Origin of the sequence: Kribbella sp. CA-253562, assembly GCF_050942265.1 — a bacterium.
Taxonomy (GTDB): domain Bacteria; phylum Actinomycetota; class Actinomycetes; order Propionibacteriales; family Kribbellaceae; genus Kribbella.
Genome location: NZ_CP192049.1, coordinates 1052198 through 1071066, shown reverse-complemented (window position 1 = coordinate 1071066; position 18869 = coordinate 1052198). Strand labels below are relative to the sequence as shown.

The 18869-nt window shown below is 71.0% G+C and carries 17 protein-coding genes; 7 read left to right on the top strand and 10 right to left on the bottom strand.

Features of this window, described 5'->3' with window-relative positions; translation table 11 throughout:
* Nucleotides 1–12: 12 nt before the first annotated feature.
* Nucleotides 13–1698, bottom strand: a complete 1686-nt coding sequence (locus ACQPXM_RS05195; protein ID WP_432945299.1) for a DUF2207 domain-containing protein — start codon at nt 1696–1698, stop codon at nt 13–15.
* A gap of 79 nt (nt 1699–1777) precedes the next feature.
* On the opposite strand from ACQPXM_RS05195, the gene ACQPXM_RS05190 reads away from it, so the two are divergent.
* The 3 genes from ACQPXM_RS05190 (at nt 1778) to ACQPXM_RS05180 (ending at nt 8293) form a co-directional block, all read left to right on the top strand.
* Entirely contained in the window at nt 1778–2941 is a 1164-nt protein-coding gene (locus tag ACQPXM_RS05190; protein WP_432945297.1) for a neutral zinc metallopeptidase, read from the top strand.
* A gap of 64 nt (nt 2942–3005) precedes the next feature.
* Nucleotides 3006–6932, top strand: coding sequence for a Pls/PosA family non-ribosomal peptide synthetase (locus ACQPXM_RS05185; protein WP_432945295.1), 3927 nt, complete (start codon nt 3006–3008; stop codon nt 6930–6932).
* The gene (locus ACQPXM_RS05180; RefSeq protein ID WP_432945293.1) at nt 6932–8293 is read left to right on the top strand and encodes a M1 family metallopeptidase; all 1362 of its coding nucleotides are present in this window, start codon (nt 6932–6934) and stop codon (nt 8291–8293) included. Before ACQPXM_RS05185 ends, ACQPXM_RS05180 begins: the two co-directional genes overlap by 1 nt.
* 75 nt (nt 8294–8368) lie before the next feature.
* Here the strand turns inward: ACQPXM_RS05180 and ACQPXM_RS05175 are convergent, their stop codons facing one another.
* Nucleotides 8369–9250: a LysR substrate-binding domain-containing protein gene (locus tag ACQPXM_RS05175; protein ID WP_432945291.1), complete on the bottom strand. Its 882-nt coding sequence runs from the start codon at nt 9248–9250 to the stop codon at nt 8369–8371.
* Between the two features lie 67 nt (nt 9251–9317).
* On the opposite strand from ACQPXM_RS05175, the gene ACQPXM_RS05170 reads away from it, so the two are divergent.
* Nucleotides 9318–10313, top strand: coding sequence for a nitrilase family protein (locus ACQPXM_RS05170; protein WP_432945289.1), 996 nt, complete (start codon nt 9318–9320; stop codon nt 10311–10313).
* On the opposite strand, the gene ispF is transcribed toward ACQPXM_RS05170, so the two are convergent.
* The 3 genes from ispF to ACQPXM_RS05155 form a co-directional block, all read right to left on the bottom strand.
* A complete protein-coding gene (gene ispF, locus ACQPXM_RS05165) occupies nt 10310–10720 on the bottom strand; it encodes a 2-C-methyl-D-erythritol 2,4-cyclodiphosphate synthase (protein ID WP_432950947.1) in 411 nt (136 codons plus the stop codon). The two genes, ACQPXM_RS05170 and ispF, sit on opposite strands and share 4 nt — an antisense overlap.
* 53 nt (nt 10721–10773) lie before the next feature.
* Nucleotides 10774–11469 carry a 2-C-methyl-D-erythritol 4-phosphate cytidylyltransferase gene (ispD, locus tag ACQPXM_RS05160; RefSeq protein ID WP_432945287.1) on the bottom strand — a complete coding sequence of 232 codons (696 nt, stop codon included), beginning with the start codon at nt 11467–11469 and terminating at the stop codon, nt 10774–10776.
* 64 nt (nt 11470–11533) lie between these two features.
* The gene (locus ACQPXM_RS05155) at nt 11534–12019 is read right to left on the bottom strand and encodes a CarD family transcriptional regulator (RefSeq protein ID WP_077017427.1); all 486 of its coding nucleotides are present in this window, start codon (nt 12017–12019) and stop codon (nt 11534–11536) included.
* Between the two features lie 251 nt (nt 12020–12270).
* Between ACQPXM_RS05155 and ACQPXM_RS05150 the strand changes: the two genes are divergently transcribed.
* Nucleotides 12271–12828: a hypothetical protein gene (locus ACQPXM_RS05150; RefSeq protein ID WP_432945285.1), complete on the top strand. Its 558-nt coding sequence runs from the start codon at nt 12271–12273 to the stop codon at nt 12826–12828.
* 498 nt (nt 12829–13326) lie between these two features.
* Here ACQPXM_RS05150 and ACQPXM_RS05145 read toward each other — a convergent pair whose 3' ends face one another.
* The 3 genes from ACQPXM_RS05145 to ACQPXM_RS05135 all read right to left on the bottom strand — a co-directional run bounded on the left by ACQPXM_RS05145 (nt 13327) and on the right by ACQPXM_RS05135 (nt 16333).
* On the bottom strand, nt 13327–14358 hold the full coding sequence (locus ACQPXM_RS05145) for an iron-siderophore ABC transporter substrate-binding protein (RefSeq protein WP_432945283.1): 1032 nt from the start codon (nt 14356–14358) through the stop codon (nt 13327–13329).
* 80 nt (nt 14359–14438) lie between these two features.
* Nucleotides 14439–15116, bottom strand: coding sequence for a response regulator transcription factor (locus ACQPXM_RS05140; RefSeq protein WP_077017430.1), 678 nt, complete (start codon nt 15114–15116; stop codon nt 14439–14441).
* Nucleotides 15113–16333 carry a sensor histidine kinase gene (locus ACQPXM_RS05135; RefSeq protein ID WP_432945281.1) on the bottom strand — a complete coding sequence of 407 codons (1221 nt, stop codon included), beginning with the start codon at nt 16331–16333 and terminating at the stop codon, nt 15113–15115. Before ACQPXM_RS05135 ends, ACQPXM_RS05140 begins: the two co-directional genes overlap by 4 nt.
* Nucleotides 16334–16541: 208 nt before the next feature.
* Here ACQPXM_RS05135 and phoU point away from each other — a divergent pair, with 208 nt between their 5' ends.
* Complete coding sequence (gene phoU / locus ACQPXM_RS05130) at nt 16542–17255, top strand: phosphate signaling complex protein PhoU (protein ID WP_432945279.1); 714 nt, start codon at nt 16542–16544, stop codon at nt 17253–17255.
* 70 nt (nt 17256–17325) lie between these two features.
* On the top strand, nt 17326–17529 hold the full coding sequence (locus ACQPXM_RS05125) for a hypothetical protein (protein ID WP_432945277.1): 204 nt from the start codon (nt 17326–17328) through the stop codon (nt 17527–17529).
* 13 nt (nt 17530–17542) lie between these two features.
* On the opposite strand, the gene ACQPXM_RS05120 is transcribed toward ACQPXM_RS05125, so the two are convergent.
* Both ACQPXM_RS05120 and ACQPXM_RS05115 read right to left on the bottom strand, forming a co-directional pair.
* Nucleotides 17543–18283, bottom strand: coding sequence for a hypothetical protein (locus tag ACQPXM_RS05120; protein WP_432945275.1), 741 nt, complete (start codon nt 18281–18283; stop codon nt 17543–17545).
* Nucleotides 18280–18849, bottom strand: a complete 570-nt coding sequence (locus ACQPXM_RS05115; RefSeq protein WP_432945274.1) for a hypothetical protein — start codon at nt 18847–18849, stop codon at nt 18280–18282. Before ACQPXM_RS05115 ends, ACQPXM_RS05120 begins: the two co-directional genes overlap by 4 nt.
* Between the last annotated feature and the right edge of the window lie 20 nt (nt 18850–18869).

Here is an 18869-nt window from a genome sequence, read left to right as displayed (position 1 = left end):
TTTCTGCGTGACTCAGAACAGCCGGCGCGCCACCGTGAGGGTGCCACCGAACGTCGTGACGAAGTTGGTCAGCGACTCCCCGATGTCGGACAGGTGCCAGTTCTCCGGCCCGGAGTACCAGCCGATCCCCGCGTCCGGGTCGTCGTCGTCATCGGTCGCTGCGATCTCCAGCGCCCACTTCTCGGTCAGGCCGAGCACAGCGGCGTACGGCAGGCACCGCGAGGCGAACTCCAGCCGGTGGCTCTGCGGCAGGCTCGCCGAGGTCTCGTCGGCCAGGTAGCGCTGCAGACCGCTCACCCGCCCCAGTACGGCGGCACCGCGGGCCGTGCGGGCGGGTGCGACCTGTCCGGCCAGCGCCAGCGCCACACCGGCGAGGATGACGGCCAGCCCGACCAGTCCGAACTTGGTGACGACGGCCAGCACGATCGTCAGCACCGCACCGGCACCGACCAGGACCAGCCCGGCGGTGGTCCACCGGTTCCGGACGGCGTCCGGCCGGGTGGCGAACCAGCCCTGCGTGACGACGTCGGCGTACAGCTGCTCGCGGACCAGGTTGAGCCGGGGCCGCAGCGCCGGGCCCAGCGCCGACACCAGCACGGTGTCGCCGTCGGCGAAGACCGCGTCGAGCAGGGCCTTCTCGTACGGCAACAGCTCCGGTCCGCCCGGGTTGAGCCGGACCAGCTGCCAGTCGAGTCGGCCGAACTGCGTCTCCCGCGGCAGCTCGACAATCGTCAGGTAGTTGCGGACGGCAAGGTCCAGCAGCGTCGCGGTGATGTCGACCACGTCGGCCGACTCGTCCACGACGGTGCCGACCTGGCCCGGGCGGATTCCGTCCGGCGCGGCGAACTGCGGCCCGTCGGTCCCGTCCAGCACCGGACGCTCGGGCGCGCCCTCGCCGGTCCGGCCGGCGTCGCGGCCCTTGAAGAACCACAGCGCCGCCGCGCCGAGCACGCCGAGGCCGAGCAGCAACGCGCTCAACCCGATCGTCGAGGCGTCCGCGGTGAACGCGTGGTGCAGCGACCAGCGGGTCTTGAACTCCGCGTTCGGCTGGACGGTCGCCTGGCCGCTCAGCCCGGTGAGGAACGTCACCCGGCCACCGGCCGGGACCTGCAGCTGCTCGATCTGGATGTCGGCCGACTCACCCAGCTGGAACGACGTGCACGGCATGCTCGAGCCGAGCCGGCCGGCGAAGCAGGTCAGCCAGGTGGCGAACGGGACGTTGACCGTGACGCTCGCCTTCGGGATCGCCGTACCGAAGCCCTGGACCACCGGCCAGCTGACCTCGCGGCCCTCGGTGGAGTCGGCCACGACGTTGTCCACGTCGTAGCTGTAGACGATCTTGGACTGGCCGGACACCTGCACCGACAACTGCCGGCCGTTGTCGACCTCGGTGTCGGTGAAGCCGGGCGCCGGCTGGCCGTTCACCGTCGCGGACACGTTGCGGACGTCGTACACGCGGTCGTCGTCGGCGTTGGACCGGACCCGGGTGGCCAGCGTGCGGCTGAACGTGCCGGCACCGGCCGTGACGTCGACGGTCTCCTTGACCTTGAGCACTCCGTCGCCGGTCAGCGTCGCCTCGGCGGCGTACCCGGTGATCCGGTCGTCGGCGGCCTGGGCCGGTCCGGCGCCCAGAGCAACGATGGGGATCGACAGGGCGGCCAGCAGGGCTGCCGGAAGGAGGCGGCGCTTCAGTGACATGGGGTGAGAGTAGTCTCGGGGCGGTTCGCCCAGCGAACTCGCGACGACCTGCCACCGGCACAGAAGGGCCCTGCGACCAGTGAGCAACCCGTACGGCTACGACCGCCCCCAGGACCGTCCGCAGGGGTATCGTCCGCCGGCGCCGCCGCCTGGCGTGCTGCCGCCGCCGCAGCCGGGCCAGTGGCAGCCGGGGCCGCCGCAGCAGTACCCGCCGCAGTACCAGCAGCCGTTCCCCCAGCCGGGTCCGTACCAGCAGGGCCAGTTCCAGCAGGGGCCGTACCAGCAGCCCGGCCAGTGGCCACCGCCGTACGGCGGCCCGAACCACTTCAACGGCTTCCAGCCCCAGAAGCGCCGCTCCGGCGCGGCCAAGTTCATCCTGCTCGGCTTCTTCGCGCTGGCGTTCGTCGGCATCACGCTGGCCGTCGTCGGCGCGGCGCTGACCGGTCGCAGCGGCCCTCTGGCGGACCCCGAGATCAGCGGACCGTCGATCGTCCCGACGGCGACCACTCAGCCGGACAAGGGCACCGCCGAGGACTACCTGGTCAACAGCCCGCTCTACCAGGCCGGCGGCCTCGGCGACGTGGACTGCCCGGCCGAGAAGCTCGGCGACGGCAGCCTGGCCGCGCAGAAGGTGTACTACGAGAAGCTCTTCAAGTGCCTGAACGACGCCTGGCGCCCGGCCCTGAGCAAGATCGGGGTGACCAAGCCCGATCCCGGTCTGGTGGTGTTCGACCAGGCGGTGAACACGCCGTGCGGCCGGTTCAAGCCGCTGTCCGGCCGGGTGCTGGCCTTCTACTGCTACGGCAACCAGGTGATGTACACCGACGTGCTGCAGATGAACAAGGCGTTCGGCCCGAAGCAGGACCTCGCCTACCTGCTGACGATCGCGCACGAGTACGGCCACCACATCCAGGGCGTCACCGAACTGTTCTACGCCCGGGCCTACTACCTGCAGGACCACCCGTCGCAGAAGCTGGAGAGCTCCCGCCGCAACGAGGTGCAGGCCTCCTGCCTGGGCGGGGTGTTCAGCCGGGCGGTGGAGAAGAGCTATCCGTTCAGCAAGCGGATGAAGGAGTTCGAGTACCAAGCCAGCAACAGCTTCGGCGAGTCCGAGGACACGCCGGCCGCCGAACGCACGCACGGGCTGGCCAGCACCCAGGGCTTCTGGATCATGAACGGCTACAACGTCGGGGAGACCAAGGCCTGCAACACGTTCGCCGCGCCGGCCAACCTGGTGAAGTAGCCCGCCGGGTCCACGTCGCGGCGCGTTCGCCTGCGGTTCAACGGATCCGCGTATCATCCGGCCCGTGACGTTGCGACGGGGGGACAGTGCGCCACCCGAGCGCACGCTGGTGGACATCCTGCACGAGACGGCGGCGAAGTATCCCGACGATCCCGCGCTCGACGACTCGCACGTGAGTCTCAGCTACCGCGAACTGCTCGACCAGGTCGGGCGGTTCGCGCGACGGCTGACCGATCTCGGCATCGGCCCGGGCGACCGGGTCGGCGTCCGGATCTCGTCCGGCCACAACGACCTGTACGTCGCGATCCTGGGCACCCTGCAGGCCGGAGCGGCGTACGTGCCGGTCGACGCCGACGATCCGGAGGAGCGCGCCGAACTCGTCTTCGGCGAGGCGGCGGTCGCCGCGATCGTCACCGACGGGCTCGAGCTGACCAGCAAGCGTCGGGGCGGCCCGGACGAGGACGGCTACTACGACTTCCCGTACTCCGCCCGGATGGATTCACCGGGTCCGGTCGGCGACAGTGCACCCGCCGGTACGCCGAGAAGTGACGGACCGGAGCCGGACGACGACGCCTGGATCATCTTCACGTCGGGCTCGACCGGCGTACCGAAGGGTGTCGCGGTGACGCACCGGTCGGCGGCCGCGTTCGTCGACGCCGAGGCCCGGATGTTCCTGCAGCAGGAGCCGATCGGCCCGGACGACCGGGTGCTGGCCGGGCTGTCGGTCGCGTTCGACGCGTCCTGCGAGGAGATGTGGCTGGCCTGGCGGCACGGCGCTTGCCTGGTGCCCGCGCCGCGTTCACTGGTCCGCAGCGGCATGGACCTCGGCCCGTGGCTGGTTGCCCAGGGCATCACGATCGTCTCGACCGTGCCGACGCTGGCCGCGCTCTGGCCGGCCGACGCGCTGGACGCCGTCCGCCTGCTGATCTTCGGTGGCGAGGCGTGCCCGCCCGAGCTGGCCGAGCGGCTCGCGATCGACGGCCGGGAGGTGTGGAACACCTATGGCCCGACCGAGGCCACCGTCGTCGCCTGCGGGGCGCAGCTGACCGGCACCGGCCCGGTCCGGATCGGCCTTCCGCTGGACGGCTGGGACCTCGCCGTGGTCGATGCCCAGGGCAACGAAGTGGCCGAGGGCGAGATCGGCGAGCTGATCATCGGCGGCGTCGGGCTGGCGCGCTATCTCGATCCGGCCAAGGACGCGGAGAAGTTCGCGCCGATGCCGTCGCTGGGTTGGCAGCGCGCCTATCGCAGCGGCGATCTGGTCCGCAGGGACGAGGCCGGGCTGCTGTTCCAGGGCCGCGCCGACGAGCAGATCAAGCTCGGCGGACGGCGGATCGAGCTGGGCGAGGTGGACGCCGCGCTGCAGGCCCTGCCCGGAGTGTCGGGCGCGGCGGCCGCCGTACGGACGAGTGCCGGAGGCAACCAGCTGCTGGTCGGCTACCTCGTCCCGGAGGACCCGGAAGCCTTCGACCAGAAGGCCGCGACCGAGCGGCTGCGCGAAGCCCTCCCGGCCGCGCTGGTCCCACTGATCGCGCTGACCGACACCCTGCCCACCCGGACGTCCGGCAAGGTCGACCGCGACGCGCTCCCCTGGCCCCTGCCCGGCATGGACAGCGACGGCCCGGCCGCTGCTCTCGACGGTACGGCGGGATGGGTGGCCGAGCGCTGGACGGCCGTGCTCGGCGCCACCGTGACCGGACCGGACAACGACTTCTTCCTGCACGGAGGCGGCAGCCTCGCCGCGGCCCAGCTGGTCTCGGCGCTGCGCGAGCGCTGTCCCGAGATCACCGTCGCGGACATCTACGAGTACCCGCGCCTCGGTGCGCTGGCCGACCGGCTCGACTCGTCCACCACGACGTCGGAGCCGGTGGAGCTCCGCGAGATCCGGCCGACCCCGCCGGGCACGCAGCTGCTGCAGACGGCGTTGACGCTGATCCTGCAGACCGTGGTCGGCGTCCGCTGGCTGGTCTACCTGTTCACGCTGAACAACGTGCTCGCGCTGACGGCCGGCGACCACCCCTGGATGCGGACGGTGTCCTGGTGGTGGATCCTCGTCGGCTGGCTGCTGCTGATCACGCCTGCCGGCCGGATGGGCATCGCCGTGGTCGGCGCGCGGCTGCTGCTCCGCGGCCTGAAACCCGGCGTCTACCCACGCGGCGGCAACGTGCACGTCCGGCTGTGGGCAGCGGAGAACCTGGCTGACGCGGCCGGCGCCGCCAACCTGGCCGGCGCCCCCTGGATCGCGTACTACGCCCGCGCGCTCGGCGCGAAGGTCGGCCGCGGCGTCGACCTGCACACGCTGCCGCCGGTCACCGGCTTCCTGACGATGGGCCGTGGCGCGTCGATCGAGCCCGAAGTCGACCTGTCCGGCTACTGGATCGACGGCGACCGGCTGCACGTCGGTGAGGTCAGCGTCGGCGCCGAGGCGGTGATCGGCTCGCGCAGCATGTTGCTGCCCGGCGCCGAGATCGGCCGCGGCGCCGAGATCGCGGCCGGCTCGGCCGTGTCCGGCAAGGTCCCGTCGAACGAGCGCTGGTCCGGCTCCCCCGCCAGCCGGGTCGGCCGCGCCCGTCGCCCGTGGCCGGAGGAACGTCCGGCCCGGGCGCCCTGGTGGGTCCTCGCGTACGGCGCCGCGTCGGCGCTGATGTCGTTGCTGCCGGTCGCCGCCGCGGTCGCTGCGATCGCCGTACTGGGCGCCTACATCCAAGGGACCACCTCGTTGGGTGACGCCGCCCTGAAGGCACTGGCCGCCGTTCCGTTGATGACGCTGGTCGGCTTCGTCACGCTGGCCGTGCTGACGCTGATCGGGGTCCGGCTGCTCGGGCTCGGCATCAAGCCGGGGCACTACCCGGTGCGCAGCCGGATCGGCTGGCAGGTGTGGGCCACCGAGCGGCTGCTCGACTCGGCCCGGACCTTGCTGTTCCCGCTCTACGCGAGCCTGCTGACGCCGTGGTGGCTGCGGGCGCTCGGCGCGAAGATCGGCCGGGACGTCGAGGCGTCGACCGTGCTGCTGCTGCCGAAGATGACGACCGTCGGGGACGGCGCGTTCCTGGCCGACGACACGATGATCGCGTCGTACGAGCTGGGTGGCGGCTGGTTGCACGTGGCCGGGGCGAAGGTCGGCAAGCGGGCCTTCCTGGGCAACTCCGGGATGACCGCGCCGGGCCGGTCGGTGCCGAAGAACGGGCTGGTCGCGGTGCTGTCGGCGGCGCCGAAGAAGTCCAAGGCCGGGACGTCGTGGCTCGGCAGCCCGCCGGTCAAGCTGCGCCGCCAGGCCGTCGCGGGCGACCAGAGCCGCACCTTCGACCCGCCGTACCGGTTGAAGGTGGCGCGGGCGCTGGTCGAGCTGTGCCGGTTCGTCCCGATGATGTGCACGGTGGTGATCGCGCTCGGCGTGCTGTTCGCGCTGCAGGCGCTGGACGTCTGGCTCGGGCCGTGGTGGACCGTGCTGCTGTCCGGTGCGGTGATCCTGGCCGCCGGTGCGGTCGCGGGCGGCATGGCGACGGTGGCCAAGTGGGTGATCGTCGGTAAGACCCGCGCGGTGGAGTACCCGCTGTGGAGCTCGTTCGTCTGGCGCAACGAGGTGGTCGACAGCTTCGTCGAGCTGGTCGCCGCACCGTGGTTCGCCAACGCCGCCGCCGGTACGCCGGTGCTCGCGCTGTGGCTGCGCACGCTCGGCGCGAAGATCGGCAAGGGCGTGTGGTGCGAGACGTACTGGCTGCCCGAGGCCGATCTGATCACGCTCGGCGACGGCGCCACGGTGAATCGCGGGTGCGTGCTCCAGACGCACTTGTTCCATGACAGGGTGATGTCCATGAGCACCGTCACCTTCGGCCCGGGATCGACGCTGGGGCCGCACGGCATCGTGCTGCCGGCCGCGTCGGTCGGCGCGGGCGCGACCGTCGGCCCGGTCTCGCTGGTGATGCGGGGTGAGAGCGTGCCGGCCGGAACCCGCTGGGCCGGCAACCCGATCGCACCCTGGCAGGGTTGATGGTTGCCGGCAGCAAGGGCCGGGCCGAGCAGGGCGCTGACACCGCGGGCGATCCGTACGTGCCCACGCACGGCAACGGCGGCTACTCCGTCGAGTCCTACGAGCTCGACCTCGACTACCGGGTCAGCAGCAACCGGCTGACCGGCAAGGCGACCATCACCGCCGTCGCGACGCACCCGCTGTCCCGGCTCAGCCTCGACCTGGCCGGACTGCGGGTGGCCAAGGTGTCCGTCAACGGCCGGCGGGCAGCGCGGTACGCGCACCGCAACGGCAAGCTGCACATCTGGCCGGCCACCGACCTGATGGACGGCGCGGAGTTCGTCGTCGACATCCAGTACGCCGGCAACCCGGCGCCCACCGACAGCCCGTGGGGCGAGCTGGGCTGGGAGGAGCTGACCGAGGGCGTCATCGTGGCCAGCCAGCCGAGCGGCGCCGCGACCTGGTTCCCGTGCAACGACCACCCCGGCGACAAGGCGCACTACCGGATCACCGTCACCACCGACTCGCCGTACCACGTGGTCGCGAATGGGCGGCTCGTGTCCCGCCGGACCAAGGCCAGCCGGACCAGCTGGGTCTACGACCAGGCCGCACCGATGGCGACGTACCTGGCGACCATCCAGATCGGCCGGTACGACGTACTCGAGCTGGCGTCGTCGCCCGTGCCGCAGCGGGCGGTTCTGCCGCACGCGCTGATCCGGGACTTCCGGACCGACTTCGGCCGCCAGCAGGACATGGTCGACACGTTCTGCAGGCTCTTCGGGCCGTACCCGTTCACGGCGTACACGGTGGTGGTGACCGACGACCCGCTGGAGATCCCGCTGGAGGCGCAGGGCATCTCGGTGTTCGGCAGCAACCACCTGGACGGGCGGCGCGGGTCGGAGCGGCTGGTGGCGCACGAGCTGGCGCACCAGTGGTTCGGCAACAGCCTGACTCCGGCGACCTGGCAGCACATCTGGCTGAACGAGGGATTCGCCTGCTACGCGGAGTGGTTGTGGTCGGAGGAGTCGGGCGGGTTGTCGGCCAACCAGCAGGTTGCGAAGGCGCACAGCCGGTTGGCGGGGCTCGAGCAGGACTTGGTGCTGTCGGATCCCGGGCCGGAGTTGATGTTCGACGACCGGCTGTACAAGCGGGGGGCGATCACCTTGCACGTGGTGCGCCAGCTGCTTGGCGACGGCACGTTTTTCGACCTGCTGCGTACGTGGACGAGGACGTATCGGCACGGATCGGTGACCACCGAGGACTTCATCGCGCTGGCGGCCTCGGTGGCGGCGGATGGCGACGCGGTCCGGCAGGTCTTCGCCGAGTGGCTGGACGCGCCGGAGCTGCCTGCGCTGCCTCGCTCGTCGCGGCGCCGACGGTGAGCTCGCGCGGCTCCGGCAGAGTGCGGCAGGGCCAGCGGGTGCGGCAGCGGCGGGTCTAGGTTCGCCGCGGCGGGTCTAGGTTCGCGCCGCGGCGACCGCTGCGGCGACGAAGCGGTCGAGCAACACCGATCGCTCCACCGACGCGACGCCGATCCACCACGACGCGGCCTTGCCCCGCAGCGGCATCAGCTCGACGCTGCCGGGCGCGATCGCCGCGGCAGTCGCCGGTACGACGGCCGCGCCGACTCCGGCCGCGACCAGCGCCAGGACGGTCTGGAGATCACGGGCCTCCTGCAACACTCGCGGCCGGCACCGGAGTTCGTCGTACAGGCGGGTGATCTGGTCGGTGAGACCGGGACCGCGCTCCGGCCTCAGACGCACCAGCGGGCGGCCGTCGAGCCAACTGGCGACCTGGGCCGACGTCGCCCTTTCACCCGGCCGATCGGCTCCGGCAGGCAGGGCGAGGGCGAGGTGGTCCTGGCGCAGGCGGCGATGGGTGATCCCGGCCGGGACGGGCAGCCGGACGAAGCCGACCTGCAGTGTGCCGGCCAGGAGCCGCTCGTACTGGACAGCTGACGACATGTCGTCCAGGGACACCGTGACGCCGGGATAGCGGCTCCGGAACAGCGCGACCGCCTGCGGGGCCACCTCGATGCCGGACAGCCCGAAGCCGATCGAGAGCGTGCCCTCCTCGCCCGCGGCGACCGAGCCGGCTCGCCGTTCGAAGGCCTCCGCCCGGGCGATCAGATCGAGGGCGTCAGGCAACAACGCCTCGCCCGCGGACGTCAGCCGCGCACCCTGCCGGCCGCGGACGAACAGCGTCGCGCCGACGCGGCGTTCGAGCAGTTGCAGCTGCTTGGTGACGGCGGGCTGGCTGGTCGACAGTTCCAGCGCGGCTGCGCTCACGTTGCCGGTGCGCGCCACGGTGGCGAACGTCCGGAGCAGCCGCAGTTCCATAACCACAGGATATGGATAACCCTGTGGATATCATTGGACGGCATGCTCGGCGGAGCGGAATCCTGGTGTGGACAACCCTGAGGAGACGCCGATGCTGCGCTGTGCCGTAGTCCAGTTCGAGGCCGTTCCGGACGATCCGGACGCCAACTTGTCCACAGTCCGCCGCCTGGCCGAGCAGTCCGTGCGCGACGGCGCGCAACTGGTCGTCTTCCCGGAGATGTGCGTGCTCGGCTACTGGCACTTGCGCCGGCAGACGGCCGAGCGGTTGCACGCGCTGGCGGAGCCGCGCACCGGGCCGTCCGTGACCGCCGTCAGCGCGCTGGCCCGCGAGCTCGACGCCGGGATCGGAGTCGGCTTCCTGGAAGCGGAGGGCGATCAGCTGTTCAACGCGTACGCCGTCTGTCTGCCCGACGGCACCGTGCACGTGCACCGCAAGCTGCACGCTTTCGAGCACGAGGCGATCTCCAGCGGCGACGCGTTCACCGTGTTCGACACGCCCTGGCAGGTGAAGGTCGGGATCCTGATCTGCTGGGACAACAACCTGGTGGAGAACGTCCGCGCCACCGCGTTGCTCGGAGCAACGGTGCTGGTCGCGCCGCATCAGACCGGCGGCACGAACTCGGTCAGCCCCTACGGGATGAAGCCGATCCCGCTGGAGATCTGGGCGAACCGCGACACCGATCCGGCCGCGGTCCGTGCGGCCTTCGACGGCCCGAACGGCCGCGGCTGGCTGATGCGCTGGCTACCGGCGCGGGCCCACGACAACGGTCTGTTCGTGCTGTTCAGCAACGGCGTCGGCCAGGACGACGACGAGGTCCGCACCGGCAACGCGATGGTGATCGACCCGTACGGGCGCATCGTCGCCGAGACGCCGGTGCCCGGCGAGGCGGTGGTGATCGCCGACCTCGACCTGGATCTCGTCCCGAGCTCGACCGGGCAACGCTGGCTGCGCGGCCGGCGCCCGGAGCTCTACGGCCTGCTCACCGAGCGCCAGGGCAACGAACTGAATCCCCGCGAGGTCCGCTTCGGCTCTCACGCAGCCGACGGGACGGGCGACGTCTAGAAGATGATCGCGGTGGCGATGGCGGCGATGCCTTCGCCGCGGCCGGTCAGGCCGAGGCCGTCGGTGGTGGTCGCGCTGACCGAGACCTCCGCGTCGCAGGCCGCGCTCATCGCCTTCTCGGCCTCTTCGCGACGGGCGGCGAAGCGCGGCCGGTTGCAGATCACCTGGACCGCGACGTTGCCGATCTCGTAGCCGGCCGCCCGGACCCGGCGCGCCGCCTCCGCCATCAGCGCGGACCCGGACGCGCCGGCCCACTCCGGCTCCGACGTACCGAAGTTGGAGCCGAGGTCACCGATCCGGGCCGCGGACAACAAAGCGTCACAGACCGCGTGCGCGGCCACGTCGCCGTCGGAATGCCCGGACGGCCCGGAGGTCTCCTCGGGCCAGTGCAGACCTGCCAACCACATCTCGCGCCCGGGCTCGACCGGGTGGACGTCGATGCCCGTGCCCACGCGTGGTCTCACTGCCCTCGCCTCTCCGCCAGAATCCACTCGGCCAGCAACAGATCCCGCGGCCGGGTCACCTTGAACGCGTCCTCGGACCCTTCGACGGTCTGCACGGTGACCCCGAGCCGCTCGCACAGCATCGCGTCGTCGGTTGCGCCGGCACCGTCCTGAGAATGGGCCCTGCGCAACAACTCCGGGTCGAATCCCTGCGGTGTCTGGACGGCGACCAGCGCCGACCGGTTCGGTGTCTCGACCACCTCACCACCTGGGCCGATCCGCTTGATCGTGTCGGTCACCGGGATCACCGGTACGACCGCCGGCGAGCCGGCGCGCACCGCGGCGACGACCCGCTCGATCACCGCGACCGGCACGAACGACCGGGCGGCGTCGTGCACCAGCACGCAGTCGATCCCGTCGACCGGGACCAGGTCGAGCGCGGCCCGGACCGAGTCGGTGCGCTCGGCACCTCCGGCGACGATCCGCAGCTCGGCGTCCCCGACGTACCGGTCGAGCTGTTTGGCGACCACGTCCTCGGTCCCGGCGGGGACCGCGATCACAAAGCACGAGAGGCCGGCGGCGGTCGCTGCGGACAGTCCACGCACCGCGTGGACCAGCAGCGATTCGCCACCGACCTCTCGTAACGCCTTCGGTGCCTCACCACCGAGCCGTAGCCCGAGACCGGCCGCCGGGATGATTGCCGCGGTGCTCATCGTGAGCCCGCGCAGAGCGGTTCGGTCACGGGTGACGGTTCGGTTCTGTTCTGACCTGGAGGGGTCAGGAAGCGAGGACCTCGTCGAGGATGGCTTCCGCCTTGTCCTCGTTGGTGTGCTCGGCCAGGGCCAGCTCGGAGACGAGGATCTGACGTGCCTTCGCCAGCATCCGCTTCTCACCCGCCGACAGACCGCGGTCACGCTCACGGCGCCACAGGTCGCGCACGACCTCCGCCACCTTCATCACGTCACCGGAGTGCAACTTCTCCAGGTTCGCCTTGTAACGTCGCGACCAGTTGGTCGGCTCCTCCGTGTGCGGCGCCCGCAACACGTCGAAGACGCGCTCCAGACCGGCCTGATCCACGACGTCACGCACGCCGACGAGATCGAGGTTGCACGCGGGGACCCGGACCACCAGGTCGTTCTGAGCGACGATCCTCAAGACCAGATAGGCCTTGTCCTCACCTTTGATCTTGCGGGTCTCGATGTCCTCGATGACGGCCGCACCGTGATTGGGGTAAACAACCGTCTCGCCGACTGTGAAAGTCATATGTCACGTGCCCCTTTCCAAGACCAATACTACCACGCAGTCGCTGGTGCGGCCGGGGCGTTTGCGCTGGTCAGAGGCCCATTCCCGCCTTGACAAACGCTGTCCGGCGTGCCTCGCGCGTGGAGTTCGGTTGCCCCGGACACCCTTGGAAGGTGGAGCCGCCGTCCGGTCGCGGCCGCCCGGTCGCTACGCTTTGCTGCGCCGGAGGCCGCAGCCTGACGGCGTCCACAGCTTGTAGGAGAGGGATCCCAGTGCCCATCACGTTGCCCCCGTCGGCCGTGCGCCGCGCCGCCGCGGCCGGCGCCACCGTCACGCTCAGCCTCGCACTGGCGGCCTGCGGTGCGAACTTCAACGCACAGACCTCGAAGCCCTACCAGCCCGCCGAGGGCACCAACGTCACCTCGGGCTCGATCGCGGTCCGCAACCTGCTGGTGCTGGCCGGTGAGGACGGCGCCGGTGAGCTGCACGCCGCGATCGTCAACACGGGCCGCACCGACGACACCCTGACCGGCATCACTTCCGAGCCGGCCGCCGCGCCGCGGGGCGACGGCGCCGAGCCGACCGCACCACCGGCCACCGTCACGGTCGGCAACGTCCGCCCGATGACGCTGAGCCCCGGCGCGTCGCTGACCCTGCCGCCGGTCAGCGGCAAGCCGTTCACCGTCACCGGCGGCAAGCCCGGCGGCATGATCACGCTGACCATCACGTTCGCCAAGGCGGCCCCGGTCACCGCGCACGTCCCGGTGCTCACCACCGATCACTACTCGCCGACCCCGCGCGACGACGCCCCCGAGGGAAGCCACGGCTGACCTTCGCCGGTCAGCACCGAGGGAGGCCCATGGCCGACCTTCGCCGGCGTCGTCAGCCGTCGTCCTTCAGACCGAAACGGTCTCGGAGCTCGCCGCGCCGCCCCGAGCACTTGGTGGGTGAACCCACAGCGCGGCACCGCACATTTGGTGGGTGAACCCACCACTTGGCCCCTTGGCCCACGGAATTCCGGTGGGCCAAGGGGCCATTTGCTGGGTTCACCCACGAAATGCGCTGGGGTGCGCGGCTCCGGCGCTGACGCCGCCAGTTCGGCCGGTGACGGCCTGCGTCTGGCAGCGGGCGATCGCCGCCCGGAGAGCACGAACAGGGCCGCCCCGGCGCGGGACGGCCCTGTTCCTGGTCCGGCGACCCTGTGGCCGAGGACGCCGTACGACGGTCCCGCCCGGGCGGCGGATCGGTCGCCGGGCGCCGGGCGGGACCTGGTTCCGGCGGGCCGGGCCGTGGTCCGGCCGGCCCGCACGGAGTTCGGCGTGGGCAGCTCAGTTCGCGGCCGCGGCGGCCTTCGCCAGGCCGGGGACGATCTTGTCCAGCACCCACGGGACCGACAGCACGCTGACCGCGCTCATCCCGGAGATCACCTGCTGGTCCTCCAGCACGTACGCGCTGCCCTTCTTCACCGACGGCAGCGCCGCGTAGACCGGATCGGCGGCGAACTTCGCCGCGGTCAGCCCGTCGACGTACGCGACCACCACGTCGGCGTCGATGTCGGCGACCTTCTCCTTGCTGATCGTGAGCGCGAACTCCTTCTTCGTGTTCGTCTCCTCGAGCTTCTGGACGCCGGGCGCGTTCACGAAGCCCATCTCGTTCAGGATCTGCACCCGCGGGTCACCGGGCATGTAGACGTAGTTCTCGGTCCCGAACGACGCGACGGTGATCGTCTTGCCCTTGAACTCCGGGTGCTCGGCAGCCACCTTCGCGACCCGGTCCTTGATCCCCGTGATCAGCGCGTCGGCCTCGGCGGACTTGCCCAGCGCCTTGCCGATCAACGTGGTCTGGTCCTGCCAGGTCGTCTGCCAGGGCGCACCCGGGTAGGCGACGGTCGGCGCGATGCCCGACAGGGTCTTGTAGACGGTCTCGTCGAACCCCTCGTACGGCGCCAGGATGACGTCCGGGGCGAGCTTCGCGATCGCCTCGTACGGGTACTTGTCGGTCGCGTCGAGCAGCGTCGTCTTGGCCGGGTCGAACTTGTCGGCGTCCCAGGCGGTGACGCCGTCCTTGGTCGGGCCGTAGGTCACCTTCGGCATCCCGACCGGCGTCTCGCCCAGCGCGTAGACGATGTCCTGGGCGTTCCAGCCGAGCGTGACGATGCGCTTCGGCTTCTCGGTGATGGTGGTCTCGCCGAAGACGTTCTTCAGCGTGACCGGGAAGCCGGCGCCGGCGTCGCCGGACGGCGCGGCCTGCTGGTCGGCGTCGCTGCCGCACGCGGCCAGCGTGGTCGCGACCAGCAGCGCGGCGAGCGCGAGCACCGCGGGACGGGCCCGGCGCAGGCGGGGACGACGGGACCAGGACATGGCGGATCTCCTCAGCAGACGACTATCGACTAAGGGGAGCCTAAGCTAACCCACCGGCGGGGCGGCCGGTGGGGTCCTGGTCAGGCCTCGAACTTGTAACCCAGCCCGCGCACGGTGACCAGGTGCGCCGGGTTGGACGGGTCCTTCTCCAGCTTCGACCGCAGCCGCTTCACGTGCACGTCGAGGGTCTTGGTGTCCCCGACGTAGTCGGCGCCCCAGATCCGGTCGATCAGCTGTCCGCGGGTGAGCACCCGGCCGGTGTTGCGCAGCAGCATCTCGAGCAGCTCGAACTCCTTCAGCGGCAGCCGGATCTCGGTCCCCGACACGGTCACGACGTGCCGCTCGACGTCCATCCGGACCGGACCCGCCTCGAGCGTGTCGGGCAGCAGCTCGACGTCCGCGCCACGGCGCAGGACGGCCTTGATCCGGGCCAGCAGCTCACGCGGGCTGTACGGCTTGGTGACGTAGTCGTCGGCGCCCAGTTCGAGGCCGACCACCTTGTCCACCTCGGTGTCCTTGGCGCTGACGATGATCACCGGCACGTTGCCCCGGGTCCGCAACGCGCGGCAGACCTCGGTGCCGGACAGGCCCGGCAGCATCAGGTCGAGCAGGACGATGTCCGCACCGGCCCGGTCGTACTCGTCCAGCGCGTCGGGGCCGGTCTCCGCGACGGCGACCTCGAATCCCTCCTTGCGCAGTACGTACGACAGCGCGTCGCTGTAGCTCTCCTCGTCTTCGACGACCAGCACTCGGGTCACGAAGCTGTCTCCTTTGTGATCTGACTTGACGGGGTAGGCGTCAAGGTGTGAGCCGGCTCCTCCTGGGTGGTGGAGCCGGTCGGTTGCCCGGTGGCGGGATCGAGCCGCAGCGGGAGCCGGACGGTGAAGGTCGAACCCTGGCCCTCGACGCTCCAGACCCGTACGTCGCCACCGTGGATCGAGGCGATGTGCTTGACGATCGACAGGCCCAGCCCGGTGCCGCCGGTCTCCCGGCTGCGGGCCCGGTCGACCCGGTAGAAGCGTTCGAAGATGCGTTCCAGGTCGCTGCTCGGGATGCCCACGCCCTGGTCGGACACGGTGACCTCGACCAGGTCGCCGATCGGGTGCGCGGCGACCGCGACCCGGGTCCCGTCGGGGCTGTAGTTGACGGCGTTCTCGACCAGGTTGCCGATCGCGATCGCCAGCTGGTCCTCGCTGCCCATCACCTCGAGATCGGGGTCGGTCTTCACCACGATGCTGATCCCGCGGCCCTCGGCGTCGACCCGGCAGCGGTCCACCGCGGCGTCGATCACGCCGTTGATGTCGACCGGGCCGGGGTTCTCCAGCGGGTCGTCGCCCTGCAGCCGGGACAGCTCGATGATCTCCTTGACCAGGCGGCTCAGCCGGGACGCCTCGATCCGCATCCGGCCGGAGAACCGCTGGACCGCCTCCGGGTCGTCGGAGGCCTCCGAGACGGCGTCCGCGAGCAGGATCAAGGCGCCGATCGGGGTCTTCAGCTCGTGACTGACGTTGACGGTGAAGTCGCGCCGGATCGCCTCCAGCCGGCGCTCACGGGTCCGGTCCTCGACCAGGACCAGCACGAGCTGGCTGCCCAGTGGGGCGACGCGGGCGCTCACGTACTGGGTGGCGCCGAGCCGGCCGCGGACGATCTCGAGGTCCTGCTGGCGGATCTCGCCGTCCCGCCGTACCGCCCGGACCATCGTCAGCAGGTCGTCGACCACCAGTCGCTCACCGCGGACGATGCCGAGCACGTGCGCCGGAGCGCTTGCCTGCAGCACCTGATCCTCGGGGCCCATCACGACCGCGGACGAGCGCAGCACCGACAGCACGGTGGCGACTCCACTCGGGACCGCCGGGTCCGGGGAGACCGGGACCTTGGTCTGGGAACGCTCGCTCAGCACCACCGCACCGAGCGAAAGCAGGGCCAGGGCCGCGCCGATGACGCCGCCCAGCACCGCAGCCAGCGTGGGGTCCACGGAACCGATGCTACGCGGGCAAAGCACAGGGAAAGACCGAATGAGCACCGGATGACCGGAACGCGTCCTCACTGTTCATCGTCCGTTCACCACTCGTCGCCGTCCGGCAACCTCGACGGCATACGGTCCACGGTGGGCGGGTACCTGACCAGGCCCGCGGCACCTCCCGGTTCCGGGCCCGGACCGGACAGCACAGATCGGATGCACAATGCGCGACACCTACCACGAGCAGCTCGACGACATCCTCGCCGAGCTCGAGCGGATGACCCGGACGGTGTCCACCGCCGTACGCCGGTCCACGACCGCCCTGCTGAGCGCCGACATCCGGCAGGCCGAAGAGGTGATCGCCGCCGACATCCAGCTGGACGCCGCCGGCGAGGGTGTCGAGGAGAAGGTCTTCGAGCTGATGGCCCGCCAGGCCCCGGTCGCCAACGAGCTGCGGATGCTGGTCGCCGCGCTGCGCATGGTCGCCGACCTGGAGCGGATGGGCGACCTGGCCGCGCACGTCTCGAAGATCGCCCGGCTGCGCTACCCCGCGGCCGCGATCCCGGCCGACCTGCACGACGTCATCCAGGAGATGGCCACCGTGGCCGGCCGGATGGTCGACAGCGCCGGTGACGTGATCAAGTCCCACGACGTCGACGCCGCCGCCAAGCTGGAGGCCGTCGACGACGAGATGGACAAGCTGCGCACGAACCAGTTCCGCCTGATGATGGACGACTCCTGGCCGCACGGCGTCGAGGTCGCCGTCGACATCGCGCTGCTCGGCCGGTACTACGAGCGCATCGCCGACCACGCCGTCTCGATGGCCCGCCGGGTGGTCTACCTGGTCACCGGCGAGCTCCCGGTCGCCGTCGGCGGCACCGCCGCCGGTTCGGGCGCGGGCGCGTCGGCGCCGTCGCCCAACGGCAACGGCAACTGACAGACGCCCGCTGGGCAGCACTTTTCGGTGGCGCCGGTGTCAGCGGCCGTGTCAGTACGGCGGCGGCCCGGTGTCAGCGGCCGTGCAATTGGTGGCCGAGGGCAAGCTTCAGCTGGACACCTCGGTCGCCGGCGTGCTGCCCCCGGCATCCCCGCCACCGGCAAGCAGCCGCACCATGACCGCGTCGATCACCATGGGCGACTCGAACGCCGACCCGGCCCAGATCTTCCCCGGAGCCCTGGCCACGCTGCTGAACGAGGTCTTCAAGGCCTGACGAGAAGCGGCGGTCAGGTCGACTCCGGCTCGGGAAGAGGAAGTTGCCGGGCGCCACTCCACAGCAACTCGGCCTCGGCCAGGAACTGCGCGAACCACGTGTCGCCCGGCTGGAGCACGAACTTCGGCTCGCCCGCCGCCTGGAAGGTGTAGTACTCGACGAAGAGCGCGGAGTGGTCCGTACGCCGGTCCGCCGCTGCGTCCACCGCGATGACACCGAGCGGGATCGGATGGCTGGTGAGCCGCACCTCCAGGGCTCCGGCAGTCGACGCGGCGAGCTCGGACAACAGGCGCAGGGACTGTTCGATCCGCGCCCGGGTGGATGCCGGGGACCGTTCCGCGTAGTACCGCTCGGCGGCGATCTCGACCGCGCTCGACGTCGGCTCGATCAACAGCATGCGGATCGTGGTGCCCCGCCGGAGCCAGCGCTCGAACTCGGTGTAGTTCTCGACCAGCAGGGTGTTCCGGGCGACGCCGGTGACGAACAGGTCGTTCGCGACCTTCATCGAGTTCAGCAGCTCCGGGCCGAAGGACTGAGCGAACTGGGGACGCGCCATCGCGTTCAGGCGACGATCGGGTGGCGGCGGCCACGCCGTACCGGCTTCCCAGAGCCGTTCGGCCTGCTGGGCGTAGAAGGTGAACCAGCCGCCGTCGGCTTCGGCGAAGTGCAGGATCGGTCCTGGCTCGGCGGCGGGCCTCAGTTCCGGGTGCTGGATGGTCACGGTCGCCGAGGTGCCGGCGCGGACGAGGTTCACGCCGATCGGCGGGATGAACTGCGCGACCCGGATCTCCAGATCGCCTTGCGTACTGTCCTTGAGCTCGGCCAGTTCGTCCAGCGTCGCCCTGATCCGCTGCGCCAGCAGGGCTGCCTGCCGGCCGGACGAAGCAGCGCCGCCTGCTCGACGAGGTGGTGGTCGGTCGGGTCGACGACCAGGACCCGGATCCGCGCGCCGCGGGTCAACGCGCGGTGGAAGTCGTCGCGGGCTCCCTGGACGGTGCGCGCCATCGCGATCCCGATCAGCAGAACGTCGTCGGCCTCGGCCCGGCGCCGGACCAGGTCTTCGGGGAAGTCGCGCAGCAGGACGTCGGCGGGTTCGGTCCGGTCGGCGATCTCCGCGACCAGCCGGCGGGACCGGATCTGCGCCACGGCCAACGCCGCGAGCAGCGCGAGAATCGCCGAGCTCAGCACGCTCATGCTCGCGACGTCCACGATGCCCAGCACCGTGAACACCCCAGCGGCAGCGGTCAGCAGCCAGAGATCGAAGTTGTCGTCCGTCAACAGCCGATGAACGGCCCGCACCGAGGCCCGCACAAGACTCACCGGTTCACCGTACGGTCCCC